The sequence below is a fragment of the Modestobacter lapidis genome (genome assembly GCF_054780755.1).
This window is the reverse complement of the sequence record NZ_BAAGVS010000013.1, coordinates 80949-99112: the sequence shown is the minus strand read 5'-3', so window position 1 is coordinate 99112 and position 18164 is coordinate 80949. Positions and strand designations below refer to the sequence as shown.

17 protein-coding genes are annotated in these 18164 nt (G+C 74.6%); 10 read left to right on the top strand and 7 right to left on the bottom strand.

All coding sequences use genetic code 11. The features are described from left to right. Positions 1-97 precede the first annotated feature (97 nt). Entirely contained in the window at positions 98-445 is a 348-nt protein-coding gene (locus ACYVG5_RS14195) for a DUF3499 domain-containing protein (RefSeq protein WP_460683270.1), read from the bottom strand. 108 nt (positions 446-553) lie between these two features. On the opposite strand from ACYVG5_RS14195, the gene ACYVG5_RS14190 reads away from it, so the two are divergent. From ACYVG5_RS14190 to ACYVG5_RS14180, 3 genes are all read left to right on the top strand, one after another. Further along, positions 554-1303 (top strand): SDR family NAD(P)-dependent oxidoreductase, encoded by a 750-nt coding sequence (locus tag ACYVG5_RS14190; RefSeq protein WP_460683269.1) that lies wholly within the window; start codon positions 554-556, stop codon positions 1301-1303. 53 nt (positions 1304-1356) lie between these two features. Continuing rightward, positions 1357-1815, top strand: a complete 459-nt coding sequence (locus tag ACYVG5_RS14185; RefSeq protein ID WP_222049953.1) for a metallopeptidase family protein — start codon at positions 1357-1359, stop codon at positions 1813-1815. 127 nt (positions 1816-1942) lie between these two features. Then, positions 1943-2986 (top strand): hypothetical protein, encoded by a 1044-nt coding sequence (locus tag ACYVG5_RS14180; RefSeq protein WP_222049882.1) that lies wholly within the window; start codon positions 1943-1945, stop codon positions 2984-2986. 12 nt (positions 2987-2998) lie between these two features. Here ACYVG5_RS14180 and ACYVG5_RS14175 read toward each other — a convergent pair whose 3' ends face one another. Together ACYVG5_RS14175 and ACYVG5_RS14170 are read right to left on the bottom strand one after the other, a co-directional pair. Next, positions 2999-3799 carry a hypothetical protein gene (locus ACYVG5_RS14175; RefSeq protein WP_460683268.1) on the bottom strand — a complete coding sequence of 267 codons (801 nt, stop codon included), beginning with the start codon at positions 3797-3799 and terminating at the stop codon, positions 2999-3001. Positions 3800-3941: 142 nt separating this feature from the next. Beyond that, entirely contained in the window at positions 3942-4202 is a 261-nt protein-coding gene (locus tag ACYVG5_RS14170) for a WhiB family transcriptional regulator (protein ID WP_460683272.1), read from the bottom strand. Between the two features lie 425 nt (positions 4203-4627). On the opposite strand from ACYVG5_RS14170, the gene cofD reads away from it, so the two are divergent. Genes cofD through rfbA form a run of 3 tightly spaced genes read left to right on the top strand, consistent with a single transcriptional unit; the run spans position 4628 to position 7690 of the window. After that, a complete protein-coding gene (gene cofD, locus ACYVG5_RS14165) occupies positions 4628-5653 on the top strand; it encodes a 2-phospho-L-lactate transferase (RefSeq protein ID WP_222049883.1) in 1026 nt (341 codons plus the stop codon). Further along, complete coding sequence (locus ACYVG5_RS14160; RefSeq protein WP_222049884.1) at positions 5646-6782, top strand: coenzyme F420-0:L-glutamate ligase; 1137 nt, start codon at positions 5646-5648, stop codon at positions 6780-6782. Before cofD ends, ACYVG5_RS14160 begins: the two co-directional genes overlap by 8 nt. 47 nt (positions 6783-6829) lie before the next feature. Then, complete coding sequence (gene rfbA / locus ACYVG5_RS14155) at positions 6830-7690, top strand: glucose-1-phosphate thymidylyltransferase RfbA (protein ID WP_222049885.1); 861 nt, start codon at positions 6830-6832, stop codon at positions 7688-7690. Positions 7691-7758: 68 nt separating this feature from the next. On the opposite strand, the gene ACYVG5_RS14150 is transcribed toward rfbA, so the two are convergent. From ACYVG5_RS14150 to ACYVG5_RS14135, 4 genes are read right to left on the bottom strand one after another with little or no spacing between them, the layout of a single operon-like run. Beyond that, positions 7759-8727: a DNA-3-methyladenine glycosylase family protein gene (locus ACYVG5_RS14150; protein ID WP_246630819.1), complete on the bottom strand. Its 969-nt coding sequence runs from the start codon at positions 8725-8727 to the stop codon at positions 7759-7761. 11 nt (positions 8728-8738) lie between these two features. Continuing rightward, complete coding sequence (locus tag ACYVG5_RS14145; protein ID WP_222049886.1) at positions 8739-9509, bottom strand: SDR family NAD(P)-dependent oxidoreductase; 771 nt, start codon at positions 9507-9509, stop codon at positions 8739-8741. A gap of 33 nt (positions 9510-9542) precedes the next feature. Continuing rightward, on the bottom strand, positions 9543-10676 hold the full coding sequence (locus ACYVG5_RS14140) for a mannose-1-phosphate guanylyltransferase (RefSeq protein WP_222049887.1): 1134 nt from the start codon (positions 10674-10676) through the stop codon (positions 9543-9545). A gap of 2 nt (positions 10677-10678) precedes the next feature. Next, positions 10679-11593 carry a glycosyltransferase family 2 protein gene (locus tag ACYVG5_RS14135; protein ID WP_460683267.1) on the bottom strand — a complete coding sequence of 305 codons (915 nt, stop codon included), beginning with the start codon at positions 11591-11593 and terminating at the stop codon, positions 10679-10681. 108 nt (positions 11594-11701) lie between these two features. Here ACYVG5_RS14135 and ACYVG5_RS14130 point away from each other — a divergent pair, with 108 nt between their 5' ends. The 4 genes from ACYVG5_RS14130 to ACYVG5_RS14115 all read left to right on the top strand — a co-directional run bounded on the left by ACYVG5_RS14130 (position 11702) and on the right by ACYVG5_RS14115 (position 18135). Further along, complete coding sequence (locus ACYVG5_RS14130; protein WP_222049888.1) at positions 11702-13267, top strand: glycosyltransferase family protein; 1566 nt, start codon at positions 11702-11704, stop codon at positions 13265-13267. Between the two features lie 33 nt (positions 13268-13300). Further along, positions 13301-14851, top strand: a complete 1551-nt coding sequence (locus ACYVG5_RS14125) for a hypothetical protein (protein ID WP_222049889.1) — start codon at positions 13301-13303, stop codon at positions 14849-14851. Between the two features lie 122 nt (positions 14852-14973). Further along, on the top strand, positions 14974-16161 hold the full coding sequence (gene glf / locus ACYVG5_RS14120) for a UDP-galactopyranose mutase (protein WP_222049890.1): 1188 nt from the start codon (positions 14974-14976) through the stop codon (positions 16159-16161). 6 nt (positions 16162-16167) lie between these two features. Beyond that, positions 16168-18135 (top strand): glycosyltransferase, encoded by a 1968-nt coding sequence (locus tag ACYVG5_RS14115; RefSeq protein ID WP_222049891.1) that lies wholly within the window; start codon positions 16168-16170, stop codon positions 18133-18135. Positions 18136-18164 lie beyond the last annotated feature (29 nt).

Here is an 18164-nt window from a genome sequence, read left to right as displayed (position 1 = left end):
GCTTCTCGGTTCCTCGACAGTCCCGATTATCGCAGGTCAGGGGCACCTTCCGTTTGATCAACTTTGCGCTATGCAGTCCCGACATGAAAGCCCCGGGCTAGGGCAGGTTGGGCAGGACGCGCAGGTGCCCGCGGCGGGTGCCCCTGCCGTCGTCGGCCGGGTCGCGCGGGGGCTCCGGACGGGCCGCCTCGCGGACCGCGTCGGCGAGGGCGAGCAGGTCGTCACCGGTCGGGCCTTCGTCGGTGTCGATCTCGTGCCGGACGACCTCCCAGCCACGCGGCACGGTCAGCCGCTCGGCGTGCAATTCGCACAGGTCGTAGCTGTGCGGCTCCGAGTAGGTCGCCAACGGGCCGACGACGGCCGTCGACTCCGCGTACACGTAGGTCAGTGTCGCCGCTGCCGGTTGCGCGCAGCCGCTGCGCGAGCAGCGACGTGACTGCCTCACCACCGGGTCCTCACAGACAGGCACACTAACCGCGACCCGGCGTCCTGGGGAGCAGGCGCACCGCAAGTCGATACGTCCACTCGCCGCCGATCTTGGGAGAGTGGGCCGGTGACGATCCCGACCGGCACGGTCCTGCTGCTCGGTGCGCGCAGCGAGATCGGCCTGGAACTGGCCGTGCGTCTGGTCCGCACCGGCGACCGGCGGGTGGTGCTGGCCGCCCGGCGCAGCGCGGAACTCGACGACGAGGAGGCCCGGCTGCGGGCGGCCGGCGCCACCGACGTCGTGCGGCTGGAGTTCGACGCCGACGATCTCGGCCGGCACGGGCACGTGCTCGGCGAGGCGCTGGCGCACGGCCCGGTGTCGGTCGCCGTCCTGGCGTTCGGCGTGCTCGGTGACCAGTCCCGCGCGGAGACCGACGCCGCGCACGCCGTGGCCGTCGTCCACACCGACTACGTGGCGCAGGTGTCGGTGCTCACCCACCTCGCCCGGCTGCTGCGCGCCCAGGGATCGGGCCGGCTCGTCGTCTTCTCCTCCGTGGCAGGGGTGCGGGTGCGCCGGGCGAACTACGTCTACGGCTCGGCGAAGGCCGGCCTCGACGGGTTCGCCGGCGGCCTGGCCGCCGCCCTGCACGGCTCCGGCGTCGGGCTGCTGCTGGTCCGGCCCGGCTTCGTCGTCGGCCGGATGACCGCCGGGATGAGCCCGGCACCGCTGTCCAGCACCCCCGCCCAGGTGGCCGACGCCACGGTGCGGGCCCTGCAGCGGGGACGGCCGGTGGTGTGGGTGCCCGGCGCGCTGCGCCCGCTGTTCGCCGTGCTGCGGCTGCTCCCCTCCTGGGCGTGGCGGCGGATGCCCCGATGACGGCCGCCGATCCGTCCGGCGACGGTCCGCGGGGACGTAGGCTGCCCCCTGCGATGGACCGTCCCCCTGCCCGCGCCCGGCGCGACCGTCACGGCCGCGGCCTGCGTGGCCGCCTGGTGCCGCCGGGCGTTCCGCTGTCCCGCAGCCGCGCCGAGCAGTTCGACGACCTCGTCCTCGACGCCGTCGAGGACCTGGAGCGGCGGTGGGAGCGCGAGCTGGCCGGGGTCGAGTTCGCCGTCGAGGACGTGCCGTGGGTCGACCACTCCAGCCCCGACGACGTGGTGCTGGACGCCGACGTCCTCGACGACGGCAGTGTCCCGCTGGCTCGGGTGCTCCCCGCGCACCGCGAGGACGGGCGCGAGCACCCGGCGCGGATCGTGGTCTACCGGCGGCCGCTGGAGATCCGGGCGACCGACCGGGACGACCTCGCCGACCTGGTCCGCGACGTGGTCGTCGACCAGGTCGCGGTGCTGCTGGGCCGCGACCCCGAGGAGATCGACCCCACCGGCTGACCGGCGCCGCCCGCCCGGCCGCCCCGGGCGGCTTTGCCATGCTGGGCCCTGAGATGACCACGCACCGCGGACCACACCGGCCGAGCCTCCCCTCCGGCGTCCTCGCAGGCACGCCGGGAGCGCGCGCGTGACCGCCGCGGCGGTCTCCAGCACCGCGCTGGTGAGCTGGGTGGCCGCCGCCCTGCTCCTGGGTGCGGTCCTGGGGGCGGCGGCCGCGACCCTGGTCGCCGGCCGGTCGGGCCGCCGGGGCGGCGCCGGGACCGGCGGCCCGGGCGGGACGACGGCGCCCGTCCCGGGCGCGCGACAGGTCCGCGAGGTGGACGACCTGCCCGGCTTCCTCGAGCACCCCCCGGGCTCGCCCGACCCTCCGCCGGCGGCGGTCGCCGGGCCGGCTCCGGCCACCGGCGCGACGGCGACGCGGCCCGCCCGCCGGTCCGGTGCCGGGCGGCACTCCCCCGACGCCCTCTCGGCCCGGCGCACGCTGCTGGCGATGGCCTCGGCCGCGGCCGTGCTCGTGCTGGTCGCCGCCGTCATCGCCCTGGTGGGCGGCGACGACCCGGCGGGCGACGGGACGCCGGCCTCCTCGCCCGTGCCGTCGCCCACCCCACCGGAGCCGACCCCGCTGGAGCCGACCCCGGCGGAGCCGGCTCCGACCGAGGTCGCCGCCGGGGCGCTCGCCGACCGGTCGGTGGCGCCCGGCGACGACGGCCTGACGGCCCGGGCGAGCTTCGGCACCGTGCTGCTGGAGCGACGGGCGGTGGGCGTGACGGTGACCCGGCCGGATTTCGACGTCAGCAGCGACGGGGAGCGGTCGCTCGCCCACGTCCGGCTGCCGACGTTCAACTGCCTGGTCCGGGAGCCGCCGGCGGACCCGGAATCGGCCGGGTGCGCGCGAGGGGCCACCGAGTACGCCGACCTCAGCAGCCCCGGCCTGCGGATGACCCGCGCCGGCGACCGGCTGGAGCTGGCCGGCCGCATCGCCACCTACACCCGCCCACCGGCGGGCCCGGCGGCCTACACCGGGCGCAGCTACCCGATCCGCGCGACCCTCACCGCCGAGGGGCCCGAACGCGACGGCCGCACTCCGGCCGGCGGCGTGCTGCGGCTCGGTCCGGACAGCGCCCCGACCACGGACCGGCCCGGCGCGAACGTCCTGCAGTTGCGCGGCTGACCGCAGCCCCGCTCAGACCCGGCGGGCGAGACCGCGGAACCCGGCGGACGCGGTGAGGGTGACGACGGGCGAGCCGAGCGCCCGGTCCAGCCCGCCGACGTCGGAGAATCCCCACCACGGCAGCCGGATGGCCGCATCGGGCCCGTCCAGCAGGGTGAGCAGCACGGCGGCCGGTCGCTCCCGACCGGGCAGCACGGCGACCTCCACCCGGCCGATCGCGGCGTGCAGCCGGGCCGCGGCCCGGGCGAAGCGCTGCTCCCGCGCCGGCAGCCGCGCCAGCAGCCCCGGCAGCCAGTGCTCGAGCTCGCCGGGGTCGCGGCTGCGCCGCACCTCGCCGACCGCGTCCAGCTCGTCGACCAGTCGGCGGCTGCGGCTGGTGGCGACCTCGGCGGTGGCCAGCACCGCGGCCAGCCGGCACACGGTGGGGTCGCCGAGCGGCAGGCCGGTCAGCCGCAGCGTCCAGGGGCCGCGGACCCGGGCGAGCTGGTCCACCACGCCGTCGGCGAGCCGGCCGGCGATGCCGTCGTCCCGGGCGTACAACCTGCTCGACGGGCTCCCGCCGGGCACGGGCCCGGCGGCGTCGCCCAGCAACGTCACCGCGGTCGAGGGTCCCCGGCGCCGGAACGACAGCAGGGCCGTCCCGTCGGGACGACCCTGCTGATGCTGCTCGACCACCACCGCCCGCGGCCGGGCGGAGGCGAGGAGGGGCGCCGACTGCTCGTTGAGAACGGCGGTCAGCCACGGCCCTCGGGCGGTGAGGGGAGCTGCGGGTTCGGACATGAGCGGCGCGGCCGCGCGGATCTCCTGGACCACTCGGGCACGTCCGACGGCGACCCGGGTCAGCACACCGACCAGTCGACCACACGGCCGGTCCGGCCGGGACGAGCGGCCCTTCGGCCTCGTCGTAGGGGCCCGCGCCGAGCTCGCGAGGTGCGGGGGGCGACGAGGTCCTCTTTCAGCCGGCGCGACGGCGCAGGCGGCGGCGCTCACGCTCGGACAGGCCGCCCCAGATGCCGAAGCGCTCGTCGTTGGACAGTGCGAACTCCAGGCACTCGGCCCGGACCTCGCAGCCGGTGCAGATCTTCTTCGCCTCGCGGGTCGAGCCGCCCTTCTCCGGGAAGAACGCCTCGGGGTCGGTCTCGGCGCACAGGGCGCTCTCCTGCCAGCCCTGCTCATCGGCGTCCAGCCCACCGAGCGGCCCACCGGTGAGGCCGATGTCGAACGCGGCCCCACCCCCGGCGCCCAGCCCCAGCACGTCACCCGGCCGCTCGACCGGCGCGGCACCGGCTGCGGCGCTCTTGTACTCGCTCAACCACGAAACCTCGGCCATCACGATGCGTCCCCTCACGTCTCGTCACGGCGAGCGTTCCCGGGCGGTTCCCGAGCGGCCAGCGCCTGATGACAACGACGGAATTACACGCGTGTCGTTGAGTCGCGGTCAAGTTGACGAGGTGTAACGCCGGACCCCATCCGTCACAGCGGTCACCGCCTGTCTCGAAGAGGTCACGAAGACCCTCGACACGCCGCCTCCCAGGGCACCTTCTGCCCACGGTCACGCACAGGTTTCGTACAGATCATCATCTCTCCGGCAGTCCCGATCCGGGTCGCCCGTGGACTTCTGCCATCGGGCAGGATGACCGGGTGCAGATCGTCGTGCTGGCCGGAGGCGTCGGCGGCGCCCGTTTCCTGCGCGGCGTGCTGGCCGCCGCCCCGGGCGCCCAGGTCACCGCCGTGGTGAACACCGGCGACGACGTGACCCTGCACGGACTCCGGATCTGCCCCGATCTCGACACCGTGATGTACACGCTCGGTGACGGGATAGCCGAGGAGCGCGGATGGGGCCGGCGCGGTGAGACCTGGACGGTGAAGGACGAACTGGCCGCCTACGGGGCCGAGCCGAGCTGGTTCGGCCTCGGCGACCGCGACCTGGCCACCCACCTCGTCCGCACCCGGATGCTGGACGCCGGCTACCCGCTCTCGGCGGTGACCGCGGCGCTGGCCGACCGCTGGCGGCCGGGGGTCCGGCTGCTGCCGATGAGCGACCAGCGGGTCGAGACCCACGTGGTCGTGACCGATCCCACCACCGGCCGCCCGCAGGCCATCCACTTCCAGGAGTGGTGGGTGCGGCACCGCGCGGCCCTGGCGGCGCACTCCTTCGTGCAGGTGGGCGTGGACGAGGCCCGGCCCGCCCCGGGCGTGGTCGAGGCGCTGGCCGCCGCCGACGCCGTGCTGCTCGCCCCCTCGAATCCGGTGGTCTCGATCGGCACCGTGCTGGGCGTGCCCGGCATCCGGGAGGCGCTGGCCGCCGCGCGGGGCCGGGTGGTCGGGATCTCGCCGATCGTCGCCGGCTCGGTCGTCCGCGGCATGGCCGACCGGTGCCTGCCGGTGATCGGGGTGGAGGTGACCGCCGAGGGGGTGGGGCGCCATTACGGCGCCCGCGCCGAGGGCGGGGTGCTGGACGCCTGGCTGGTGCACACCGGAGACGACGCCACCGTGCCGGGCGTCGACGTGCGGGCCGTGCCGCTGCTGATGAGCTCCCCGGCGGCGACCCGCGACCTGGCCCGCGCCGCGCTGGACGCCGCCCTGGAAGCAGCAGGACCCCGTTCTCCCCACCCTTCGCGAGCTCAGGGCGGTGCCCGGAACGGGGCCGAGGGGCCTGATGCCTGAGGAGCCCCCTCAGCCGCCGGCTGAGCCGCCGGCTGAGCCGCCGGCGGGCCTCTCGATCCACCCGGTGCCCGGGCTGCCCGAGTTCGTCCCTGGCGACGACCTGGCGGCCGCGATCGCCGCGGCGGCCCCCTGGCTCGCCGACGGCGACGTCGTGGTGGTCACCTCCAAGGCGGTGTCCAAGGTCGAGGGCAACCTGGTGCGCCTCGAGCCCGGCACCGACCGGGAGGAGGCCCGCCAGCGGGCGGTGGCCGCGGAGACGGTGCGCGTGGTGGCCCGCCGCGGGCCGCTGTCGATCGTCGAGACCCGGCACGGCTGGGTGGTGGCGGCCGCCGGCATCGACGCCTCGAACGTCGCCGCCGACGCGCTGGTCCTGCTGCCGGTCGACGCCGACGCCTCCGCCCGGCGGCTGCGCTCCCGCCTCGCCGGGCTGCTCGGCGTCTCGGTGGCCGTGGTGGTGAGCGACACGTTCGGCCGCACGTGGCGCGACGGCCTGACCGACGTGGCGATCGGCTCGGCCGGGTTGCCGGCCCTGCTGGACCTCCGGGGCGCGGTCGACGCGCACGGCAACCGGCTGGAGACCACCCAGATCGCGCTGGTCGACGAACTGGCCGCCGCGGCCGACCTGGTGAAGGGCAAGCTGGCCGGGGTGCCGGTCGCCGTGGTCCGCGGGCTCGCCGTCCCCGCGCCGTCGCCCGACCCCGGCACCCGGCCGCTGGTCCGGGTGGGGCCCGGCGACCTGTTCCCGCTGGGCAGCCGGGACGTGGTCGCCGGCCGCGCGCCGGCCACCCGGATCGGGTTCCGCGACGGGGACCAGGCCGCGGTGGCCGCCGCGTTCCGGGTGGCCGCCGCCGCGTTGCCCGAGTTCCCGGTGGTGCTGTCCTGGGGGCAGGACGACGACGGCGTGATCGACGTGCACCTCACCGACGCCACCGGGCTCACCACCGCCCTCAACGTCGGCGCCGTGGTCGGAGTGGCGCTGGTGCACCTGCGGGCCGAAGGCTGGGCGACCCGCTGGGAGCCGGTCAGCAGCCCGGGGGCGTCGTCACTGGTCGGCCGGCTGCGGGTGGGCGCGGAGGCCGATCCCGGACCGGCCGGTGCGGCGGGCAGCCCGGCCGGCCACGCCCGTTAGCCCGGCCACGCCCGTCAGCCCGGCCACGCCCGTTAGCGTTGCGCCGCATGCGGGGCATCATCCTGGCCGGTGGCACCGGCAGCCGGCTCTATCCGATCACCCAGGCCGTCAGCAAGCAGCTGATGCCGGTCTACGACAAGCCGATGATCTACTACCCGCTCTCGACGCTGATGATGGCCGGCGTCCGGGAGGTGCTGGTGATCACCACGGCCGGCGACCAGGCCGCCTTCCGGGCCCTGCTGGGTGATGGTTCGCGGCTGGGCATGCGGATCGAGTACGCCGTGCAGCCCCGGCCGGAGGGCCTGGCGCAGGCGTTCCTCATCGCCGCGGAGTTCCTCGCCGGGCAGGCCGCGGCCCTCGTGCTGGGCGACAACATCTTCTACGGCGCGGGGCTGGGCACGGCGCTGTCCCGGCTGCCCGATCCCGATGGCGGGCACGTGTTCGCCTACCACGTGGCCAACCCCAGCGACTACGGCGTGGTGGATTTCGACGCCGACGGGCGGGTGCTGTCGATCGAGGAGAAGCCCGCGCGGCCGAAGAGCTCCTACGCCGTCCCGGGGCTGTACTTCTACGCCCCCGACGTGGTCGAGGTGGCCAGCGGCATCACCCCCAGCGCCCGGGGTGAGCTGGAGATCACCGCGGTCAACGAGCACTACCTGCGCCAGGGCCGGCTCACCGTCACCGTGCTCGACCGGGGCACCGCCTGGCTGGACACCGGCACGTTCACCTCGCTGCGGCAGGCCACCGAGTTCGTCTCCGTGGTCGAGGAGCGGCAGGGGCTCAAGATCGGCTGCATCGAGGAGGTCGCCTGGCGCAACGGCTGGCTGGACGACGACGCCCTGCACGCCGCCGCCGTGCCGCTGGCCAGGAGCGGCTACGGCGACTACCTGCTCGGCCTGCTCCGCTAGGGCCGCTGAAGAAGAACCCTCCTGCCCCCCACCACTCGCAAGCTCGCGGCGGGCCCCTGCAGGAGGGCCTACAGGGCCCGGTGGTCGGTGGGCGCCATCCGCGGGCCCCGCTTGGGCGGCATGCTGCCGCCGACCTCCAGCAGCCGGACGACCCGCTGCCGGTGCCCGCGCCACGGCTCGAGCAGCGCCAGCATCCCGTCGTCGTCGGTCTTCCGGCCGGCCAGCGACCAGCCCACCAGGTTCTTCAGGTGGTAGTCGCCCACGCTGACCGAATCCGGGCACCCCACGGCGCGCTGCGCCACCTCGGCGGCCGTCCACACCCCGATGCCCGGCACCGACTGCAGCCGCCGGCGCAGGTCGGCGCAGTCGGTGTGGTCGGTGACCTCCAGCCGGGCGGCGACCGAGGCGACCGCCCGCAGCGCCCGCCGCCGGGCGCCGTCCAGGCCGCAGCGGTGCCACTGCCAGTCGGTCACCTCCAGCACCCGCTGCGCGGACGGGACGACGCGCATCCCGGCCGGCGCCGGACCCGGCGCCGCGTCCCCGGTCAGCCGCAGCAGCTCGCGCCACGTGCGGTGCGCCTCGAGACCGGTCACCTTCTGCTCCAGCACGGCCGGCACCAGAGCGTCCCAGGTGCGACCGGTACGGCCCAGCCGCAGCCAGGGGGTGCTGCGGTGCAGCCGGTCGACCAGGGGGTGCTCCCCCACCGGGAAACCCCCGGGCACGTCCTCGGCGCCGAGCCACCCGGGCACCGCCGTCCCTGCCCAGGCCGCGCCCGGCCCCCAGGCGGCGATCCGCAGCTCGGCAGCGGTGCCCCACAGCCGCACCGTCGACGGCCCGTCCGGGGTGGTGGTGGTCCGCCAGACCCCGGACTCGGCGTACTGCAGCGTCGGGTCGCCGACACCGCGGCGGTCGCGGGACAGCACCCGGCGCACGTCCAGCGGCCAGTCCGGCCGCCACACCGCGGTCCAGTCGGCCGTCGTGAGCGCGTCGGCCCCCGTGCAGGGTCCCGCCGCGAGCTTGCGAGTGGTGGGGGGCAAGGGAGCCTCCCTCAGCGCGGGGCCATCCGCAGCGCGGCGTCCATCCGGACGACCTCGCCGTTGAGGTACCCGTGCTCGACGATCGCCAGCGCCAGCTCGGCGAAGTCCTCCGGGCGGCCCAGCCGCCGCGGGAAGGGGATGCCGGCGGCGAGGCTGGTCCGGGCCTCCTCGGGCAGGCCGGCCAGCAGCGGGGTGTCGACCAGACCCGGTGCGATGGTGCACACCCGGACGCCCACCGAGGACAGGTCGCGGGCGGCGGGCAGGGTCAGCCCGACGATGCCGCCCTTGGAGGCGGCGTAGGCGATCTGGCCGATCTGCCCGTCGTAGGCGGCGATCGAGGCGGTGTTGACCACGACGCCGCGCTCGCCGTCCGCACCGGGCTCCGTGCGCGCCATCGCCGCGGCGGCCAGCCGGAGCACGTTGAACGTGCCGACGAGGTTGACCATCACGGTGCGGGTGAACGGGGCCAGCTCGTGCGGGGAGCCGTCGCGGCCCAGCGTGCGGGCGGCCCAGCCGATGCCGGCGCAGTTCACCGCGATCCGCAGCGGCCGGTCCTTGCCGGTGGCGTCGGCGATCCCGGCCTGCACCGACTCCTCGTCGGTGACGTCGGTGCGCACGAACGTGGTGTGCCCGCCCAGCTCGGCGGCCAGCGCCTCACCGCGGTCGGCCTGCAGATCCAGGATCGTGACCGCTGCGCCCCGTGCGGCCAGCGCCCGGGTGGTCGCCTCCCCCAGGCCCGAGGCGCCACCGGTGACCACTGCTGCGACGTCGAAGTCCTTCATGCGCGCCAAAGTATCCCGGAACGAGGTCCTTCTTCAGGCGAAGCCGTCGCCCAGGCGCCCCTGCACCTCGGCCAGCAGCGACTTGACCCGCTCGGCGTCGCCGACCGGGCAGACCATGGTCACGTCGGCGGTGTGCACCACGACGCTGTCGCGCACCCCGACCAGCGCCACGAGGTGCCCGGGATCGTCGCTGAGCACCACGTTGCCGCTGCTGTCGAGCAGCACGGTCAGCCCGCGGACGGCGTTGCCTGCCGGGTCGGTGTCCAGCGTGTGCGCCAGCGCCGGCCAGGATCCGACGTCGAGCCACTCGACGTCGAGGTCGACGACGGCGACCCGGCCCGGTTCGGCGGCAGCCGGCTCGAGGACGGCGTAGTCGACGCTGATCTTCGGCAGCGTCGGGAACACCTCGGCCAGCACCGCGTCCCGGACCGGCCCGGCCGGGGCGGCCACGATGCGGCCGAGCCCGGCGGCGGACTCCGGAAGGTGCTCGGCGAGCGCGTCGAGCACGGTCCGCGCGCGCCACACGAACATGCCGGAGTTCCACAGGTACTGGCCGCTGTCGAGGTACCGCTGCGCGGTGGCCCGGTCGGGCTTCTCCCGGAAGGACGCGACCTCCGCCGCGCCCTGGACCTCGGTGCGCGCACCCTTCTGCACGTAACCGAACCCGGTGGCGGCCGACGTGGGCGTGACGCCCAGGGTGACCAGGGCCCGCGGCCGGACGGACAGCAGGTCGTAGGCGGTGTTCACCGCGGCGGCGAACCGCTCGACGGGCCGGATCACGTGGTCGGCGCTGACCACGGCGAGCTCGGCGTCCGGGTCGACGTCGGCGACCAGCGCCGCGGCCAGGCCGATGGCATTGGCGGTGTCCCGGGCCACCGGCTCGAGCACCAGCCGGTCGGCCCGCAGCTCCGGCAGCGCCGCGCGCACCTGGTCGCCGTAGCGCGCGGCGGTGCAGACCCAGATCCGCTCGGCCGGCAGCACCGCCTCGAGACGGCTGAACGCCTCGGCCAGCAGGCTGTGCGCTCCGCCCTGCCCCCCGCGCCCGGCGTCCCCTCCGTGCCCGGCATCCCCCGCCACGATGTCGAGCAACTGCTTGGGCCGGTGCGCCCGGGAGAGCGGCCACAACCGTGTCCCGGAGCCGCCGGCCATGATCACCGCGTGGCGCACCGTCAGGCCCTGCGGTCCAGCTCGCCGGCCGCCCGCTGGAAGCGGGCTCCGGCGGCCACCCGGCCGCTGACGTAGGACACCAGCATCCGGCCGCCCAGACCGAGCCGCAGGGCCGCACGCAGCGGCGCATGGCGGCGGCCGGGGTACTGCCCGGCCAGGTAGCGCAGCGCGCTGGTGTGGTGCACCCGCTGCATCCGGTGCGGCTCGCGGCGGGTGGCGTGGCCCCCCTCGTGGACCACGACGGCCGACGGGGCGTAGACGTTCAGCCAGCCCCGCCGGCCCAGCCGCTCGGCCAGGTCGACGTCCTCGAAGTACATGAAGTAGCCCGGATCGAACCCACCGACGGAGTGGAAGGCCGCCAGGTCCACGAGGAAGCAGGAACCCGACAGCCAGCCGGCCGGCCGCTCCCGGGGCGCCTCGCGCTCGCGCCGGTACCGCGCCGTCCACGGGTTCGCCGGCCAGGCCCAGCCGACCAGTGCGTGGCCGATGCCGGTGCCCAGCGCGGGCAGGTCGCGTGCGGAGGGGTAGAGCTCGCCCTCGGGCGTGCGGATGGCCGGGCCGACGGTGGCGGCCCGCGGCCAGCGACCGGCCACGGTGAGCAGCTCGTCGACCGAGCCGGGCTCGAACCGGACGTCGGGGTTGGCGATCAGCGCGCGCCCCTCCCGCACGTCGGCGAGGGCGGCGTTGGCCGCCGCGCCGTAGCCGACGTTGCCGCCGGTGCGGAGCAGGTGCACGTGCGGGTACCGGGCCGCCGCCCGCTCCGGCGCCCCGTCGGTGGAGCCGTTGTCGGCGAGCACCACCTCCACCGGCCGGGTGGTCGCCGCGGCGAGGGACTCGATGAAGCCGGTGAGCGTGTCACCGGGCGAGTAGGTCACCGCCACCACCCGCAGCGGGGGCATCGGTGCGGTCGTAGCCACGCGTCGACCCTAGAGGCGGTCCACCCGGAGGTTTCGGACCGGGCGGTCCGGGCAGGCAGCACGGTCCCGGAACGCCCGCACGCCGCACCCCGTACCCCAGGAGTACCCATGGCAACGAGCACGGCGGAACGGGACGGGGCAGGCGCGCCGCCGGCAGCCGACGGCGGTGCGGCCCGGCCGCCCGGGGCGCGCGCCGACCTGTGGTGGGCCCTGCCCGGTGCCGTGATCGGCGGCCTGGTCATCTGGGCGGCGCACCGCGGCCTCATCGACGACGCGTACATCACGCTGGACTACGTCCGGAACGTCGCCCGGGACCTGCACTGGGGGATGATCCCGACCGAGGAGTCCAACGCCGCCACCTCACCGCTCAACGTGCTGATGCTGTCGCTGAGCACGTGGCTGCTCTCCGTGGTCACCGGCGACGTCCGGCCGGTGCTCGGCCTGGGCCTGCTCACCGCCGTGCTGTCCGCGGCGCTGGCCGTCTGGGCGGCGCGGACGGCCCGCCGGCTGGGCGTGTCCGGCGCGTGGTCCCTGGCGGTGCTGGTCGTCGTCCTCGCCAACCCGTTCGTCAACTCCGCGCTGGGCCTGGAGGTGCTGCCGATCTCGGCGTTCCTCATGGGGCTCACCGCGCAGGCGGTCCGGGGCCGGCGGGTCGCCTTCGGCGTGCTGGCCGGCCTGCTGGTGCTGACCCGGCTGGACCTCGGCGTCATCGTGGCCGTCGTCTACCTGCTCACCCCGGCGCTGCGGCGACGCTGGTGGGTCGCCCCGGCCGTGGCCTCGGCGGTGGCCCTGCCCTGGTACGCGTTCAGCTGGTGGCACTTCGGCTCCGCCATCCCGGCCACGTTCGTGATCAAGACGCTGCAGGAGTCCTTCGGGAACCAGACCTTCTTCAACGGGCTGTGGACCCTGTGGGCCGGTCGCGGCGAGCTGCCCATCGCCCTGGCCCTCGCGCCGGCGGCCGCAGGCGCGGTGACCGTGGTCGCGATCCTGGTCGCCGGCGTGCGGCGCCGGCTGTCGGCGCACCTGTGGCCGGTGGCCGCTGTCGGCCTCGGCGGCGCCGCCTACTACGCCGCCTACTCACTGCTCGAGGTGCCGCCGTACCAGTGGTACTACGTGCCCAGCACCGTCGCGCTCGGGCTGGCCGGCGTCTTCGGCCTGGCGCTGGTGCTCCGGCAGACCACCCCCGTCTCCCGGCGGGAAGTCCGGCTGGCCGGCCCGGTGGGCACCGCGGCGCTGTTCGCCGCCCTGGCCGTCGTGTCCCTGGACGGACGTTCCCTGCCGTGGCAGTACCCCGTCTACTTCGGCTCCTGGGCGCTGCCGTCCGAGTACCGGGACATCGGTGCGGCCGTGCACGAGGAGATCGGCGACGCCACCGTGCTGGCCCCGCCGGAGATCGGCACGCTGGCATACGGGTGCGACTGCTCGATGGTGGACATGTTCTCCGACCCCGGGATCACGTTGCCGTTGATCGAGCAGCGGATCGACGAGGCCGGCCCGGTCGGCCGCTTCCTGCTCGAGCTGAACTTCGCCCGCCTCGACCGGGACGAGGAACCCCGGGAGCTGGACTACCGGCTGGTGTGGACGCAGGGCGAGGTGCCCGAGGGGGTGCCGTCATGGCCGACCACGTCCCCGGCGACCGGTCCGGCGGCCCTCTACCTCGAACCGGTCGGCTGACCCGGCAGCGCCCGACGCAGTAGCGTCGGACCGGTGCAATCCCTGGACACCAGCGCCGTCGCCGACGACCGTCCCGACGCCCGGTACCCCGCCCGGCGCCGGCACGTGCTCGCCGCCGGGCTGGGTGCGGTGGCCGCCGCGCTGGTGTTCCTGCTGGTCCGCGGCAGCCTGATCGACGACGCGTACATCACCCTCTCCTACGCCCGGAACCTCGCCGAGCACCTGCACTGGGGGCTGACCGAGTACCGCACGGCCAACAGCGCCACCTCGCCGCTCAACGTCCTCGTCCTCGGCGCCGCGGCGTTCGTCGTCCGGGATGCGGTGTGGGGGCTGGGCCTGGTCTTCGTGCTGCTCACCGCCGCGCAGGCCTGGGGGCTGTCCCGGCTGGCCGGGGCCGCACGGCTGGGGCCGGTCACGGTGGCCCTCGGTGTCGGCATGGTGCTGCTCTCCCCGCTGATGCTCTCGGTCGTGGGCATGGAGATGGCGCTGGCCGCCGCCCTGCTGGTGTGGCTGACGGTGGCCGCCGTCGAGGACCGCCCGGCGCTGTTCGGCGTCCTCACCGGAGCGCTGGTGCTCACCCGCCTGGACCTCGGCGTCTTCCCGCTGGTGCTGCTCCTGGCCGTCGGCGCGATGCGCCGCCGGGCGGTCCGGGTGGTCCTGGTGGCGGCTGCGACCGTCGCCCCCTGGTTCGTGTTCAGCTGGATCGCGCTCGGTGCGCTGGTGCCGGACACCCTGGTGATCAAGACGGTGACCAGCGCCGGCTGGGGGCCGTGGGCGTTCGGCAACGGCCCGGGGCTGTACCTGGACGTCTACCCGGCGGCGACCGCGGTGACCGCCCTCCCCGTGCTGCTCGGGCTGGTCGCGCTGCTGGCCTGGCCGGCCACCCGGGCGTGGCGGCGACCGCGCTGGGCCGGGCTGGGCGCGGTCGCCGCGCTCGGCCTGGGCGGTGTCCTGCACTACGCGGCCTACTCGTTGCTGGCCCCGCCGCCGTACCACTGGTACTACGCCCCGTCGGTGATCGCGCTGACCCTCGTGGCCGCCGTCGCGGCCGGTACCGCCGGCCGCGGGGACCCCCGGTCCGGGAGCTCGCCCGAGCCCGGCCGGCGGCCCGCGACGCCCGCCCTGGTGTGGGCCACCGCGGGCGTCCTGGTGCTCGCGGCCGACGTCGGCTTCGCCGCGCAGCGGCCGCTCCCCTGGACCCAGGTGCCGATCATGACCAACTGGGCCACGGCCGCCCAGTACGAGACCGCCGGCACGGCGATCGGCGAGCGCGTCGGCGAGGAGGTGGTGCGCAGCCCCGGCGAGATCGGCACGCTGGCGTACTACTGCCGCTGCGACATCGTCGACCTGTTCTCCGACCGCGGAACCCTGCAACCGATGATCGACCAGCGGGAGCGCGAGGCCGGCCCGCTGATGCGGTGGCTGCTGCAGCTGAACTTCGCCAACCTCGACCCGGCGCCCGCCGCCGTGCCCACCCAGGCGGTGATCTGGGTCGGCGGCCCGGAGGCGGCGGACGCACCCTGGCCGGTCGACTCCAACTGGCGCGGCCCCGGTGCGCTGGACCTGGTCCCGGTCGGCCCCTGACCGGTCGCTCCCGGGGGCTCGGGTGGCTCCTGGGGGCGATGTGACGGAACGGGTCACCACATCGCCGCCGCGCCCGGGTTGCGGTCGTGGGGACGGTGACCATCCGGGTACCGTCGGTCCTCGTGACTTCCGCGCGTCCTGACCTCGTCGTCGTCGGCTCCGGTTTCTTCGGCCTGACGGTGGCCGAGCGGGTGGCCACCGAGCTGGGAAAGCGGGTACTGGTCATCGACCGCCGCGACCACCTCGGCGGCAACGCCTACTCCGAGGCCGAGCCCGAGACCGGCATCGAGATCCACCGCTACGGCGCCCACCTGTTCCACACCTCCAACAAGCGGGTGTGGGACTACGTGAACCGGTTCACCGAGTTCACCGGCTACCAGCACCGGGTCTTCAGCATCTACTCGGGCCAGACCTACTCGATGCCGATCAACCTGAGCACCATCTGCGGCTACTTCGGCAAGAGCTTCTCCCCTGCCGAGGCCCGGGCCCTGGTGGCCGAGCAGGCCGGCGAGATCGAGACCGGCCAGGCGGCCAACCTGGAGGAGAAGGCGATCTCGCTGATCGGGCGCCCGCTGTACGAGGCGTTCATCCGCGGCTACACCAAGAAGCAGTGGCAGACCGACCCGACGGAGCTGCCCGCCGAGGTCATCGCCCGGCTGCCGGTGCGCTACACCTTCGACAACCGGTACTTCAACGACACCTACGAGGGCCTCCCGGTCGACGGGTACACCGCCTGGCTGACCAGGATGGCCGACCACCCGAACATCGAGGTCCGGCTGAACACCGACTGGTTCGACGTCCGGGACTCCCTCCCCACCGACGTGCCGACCGTGTTCACCGGCCCGATCGACAAGTACTTCGACTACCAGGCCGGCGAGCTGGGCTGGCGGACGCTGGACTTCGAGCAGGAGGTCCTGCCGATCGGCGACTTCCAGGGCACCCCGGTGATGAACTACGCCGACGAGGACGTGCCCTACACCCGGATCCACGAGTTCCGGCACTTCCACCCCGAGCGCGACTACCCCACGGACAAGACCGTGGTGGTGCGGGAGTACTCGCGCAACGCCTCGACCGGCGACGAGCCGTACTACCCGATCAACACCCCCGAGGACCGCGCCAAGCTCGAGACCTACCGCGAGCTGGCCAAGAAGGAGGCCGCGGAGAAGCGGGTCCTCTTCGGTGGCCGGCTGGGCACGTACAAGTACCTGGACATGCACATGGCCATCGGGTCGGCGCTGAGCATGTTCGACAACCGCATCCGACCCTTCTTCGACCAGGGCGGCTCCCTCGACGGCCGTCTGGAGGACTGACCGCCCATGACCACGACCGACGAGATCGCCCCGCCCGACGCCCCGGTCTCCCCCGAGGTCGTCAGCGAGCCCACTGCCGAGGACCTCGTCCCCGGCAGGGCCGTCGAGCTCCTGCAGCGGGTGCTCATGCCCCGCCCCGCCGACCAGCTCAAGGTGCGCAGCCTCTACCTCGACGAGGTGAACGCCGGGCGGGTCCGAGCCCGCGACCGGTTCAGCGCGGACGTCAGCGCAGCGTCCGAGCTCTCCTTCGCCACCTACTTCAACGCCTTCCCGGCCAGCTACTGGCGGCGGTGGAGCGTCCTGGAGTCCGTGGTGCTGCAGGTGACGATCTCGGGCACCTGCCGCGTCGACGTCTACCGCTCCAAGGCCGACGGCGAGTCGATGCACATCACCGGCGCCACCCACGAGGGCGGTGACGAGCAGACCTTCGAGTTCGAGCTGGACCTGGGGCCGTTCATCGACGGCGGCTGGTACTGGTTCGACGTCACCACCGAGGAGGACACGACCGTCCACCGGGCGGCCTGGTACGCCCCGCAGGCCCCGGTCGAGCAACCGCGGCTGGGCATCGGGATCTGCACGTACAACCGCCCGGTCGACGCGGTCGCCGCCCTGACCGCACTGGTCGAGGACGACACCGTGCGCGAGGCACTGCACCTGGTGACCGTCGCCGACCAGGGGAACAACCACGTCCGCGACGCCGCCCACTACCCGCAGGTCGCGGCGGCCCTGGGTGACCGGTTGCGGATCGTCGAGCAGCCCAACCTGGGCGGCAGCGGCGGGTTCGCCCGGACCATGTACGAGTCGTTCGCCAACAGCGACGTGACCCACCACATCCTGCTCGACGACGACATCCAGCTCGAGCCGGACAGCATCCTGCGCGCGCGGGCGTTCGCCGCCTACTGCCGCAAGCCGATGCTCGTCGGTGGGCAGATGCTCGCCCTGCAGGACCGCTCGGTGCTGCACACCATGGGCGAGATCGTCGACCGGTCCAACTTCTTCTGGCGCAACGCCCCGAACACCGAGTACTTCCACGACTTCGGGGAGCACTCGCTGCGGGAGTCACCGGACCTGCACCGCCGCATCGACGTCGACTACAACGGCTGGTGGATGTGCCTCATCCCCCGGACGGTGTTCGAGGAGATCGGCATGCCGCTGCCGGTCTTCATCAAGTGGGACGACGCCGAGTACGGCCTGCGGGCCTTCGCCGCCGGCTACCCGACGGTCTCGCTCCCCGGTACGGCGATCTGGCACCTCTCCTGGGGGGACAAGGACGACGCCAGCGACTGGCAGGCGTACTTCCACATCCGCAACCGACTGATCGCGGCGGCCCTGCACTCGCCGCACAAGCACGGCGGCAAGCTGTTCCCGGAGATGATCAAGCACGACCTCCGGTTCCTGATCAACCTCCAGTACTCCACGGTCGAGCTGCACCAGATGGCCTACCGGGACTTCATGGCCGGCCCGGGGCACCTCTTCGAGGGGATGGCCGGATCCGTGGGCAAGGCCCGCGAGCAACGGTCCACCCACCCGGACGGTCGGGTGCTGCCCTCCTCCGCCGACCTGCCGCTGCCCTCGATGAGCACGGCCGAGGCGATCCGGTTCCGCCGGATACCGGTGACGCCGAAGCAGATCGGCACGACCCTGGTGAAGGCGATCGCGAACAACGTCTCGCCCGTCGACCCGGCGCACCGGGAGGTGCCGCAGCTGAACCTGGCCTTCCAGGACGCCCGCTGGTTCCTGCTCGCCCGGCTCGACAGCGCGACCGTGGGCACCGCCGACGGCCGCGGGGTGACCTTCCGGCAGCGTGACCCGAAGACGTTCCGCCGGCTGTCGGCCGGATCCACCCAGCTGCTGCGGCAGATGTACCAGGAGTGGCCGGAGCTGCAGCGGCGCTACCGCGAGGCGGCCGGCGAGCTGACCTCGATGGAGCGGTGGGGCGAGGCGTTCGAGTCCTGGGGTTCCACCCGGGTCTGAAGAAGGACCACCCTTCCCCCCACGCCTCG

What these genes read in the sequence shown, in the direction of transcription:
- rfbA (WP_222049885.1), top strand. Translation starts at nt 6,830, where the DNA reads ATGCGGGGCATCATCCTGGCCGGTGGCACCGGCAGCCGGCTCTATCCG.
- ACYVG5_RS14185 (WP_222049953.1), top strand. Translation starts at nt 1,357, where the DNA reads ATGGACCGTCCCCCTGCCCGCGCCCGGCGCGACCGTCACGGCCGCGGC.
- ACYVG5_RS14115 (WP_222049891.1), top strand. Translation starts at nt 16,168, where the DNA reads ATGACCACGACCGACGAGATCGCCCCGCCCGACGCCCCGGTCTCCCCC.
- ACYVG5_RS14130 (WP_222049888.1), top strand. Translation starts at nt 11,702, where the DNA reads ATGGCAACGAGCACGGCGGAACGGGACGGGGCAGGCGCGCCGCCGGCA.
- ACYVG5_RS14145 (WP_222049886.1), bottom strand. Translation starts at nt 9,509, where the DNA reads ATGAAGGACTTCGACGTCGCAGCAGTGGTCACCGGTGGCGCCTCGGGC.
- ACYVG5_RS14160 (WP_222049884.1), top strand. Translation starts at nt 5,646, where the DNA reads ATGCCTGAGGAGCCCCCTCAGCCGCCGGCTGAGCCGCCGGCTGAGCCG.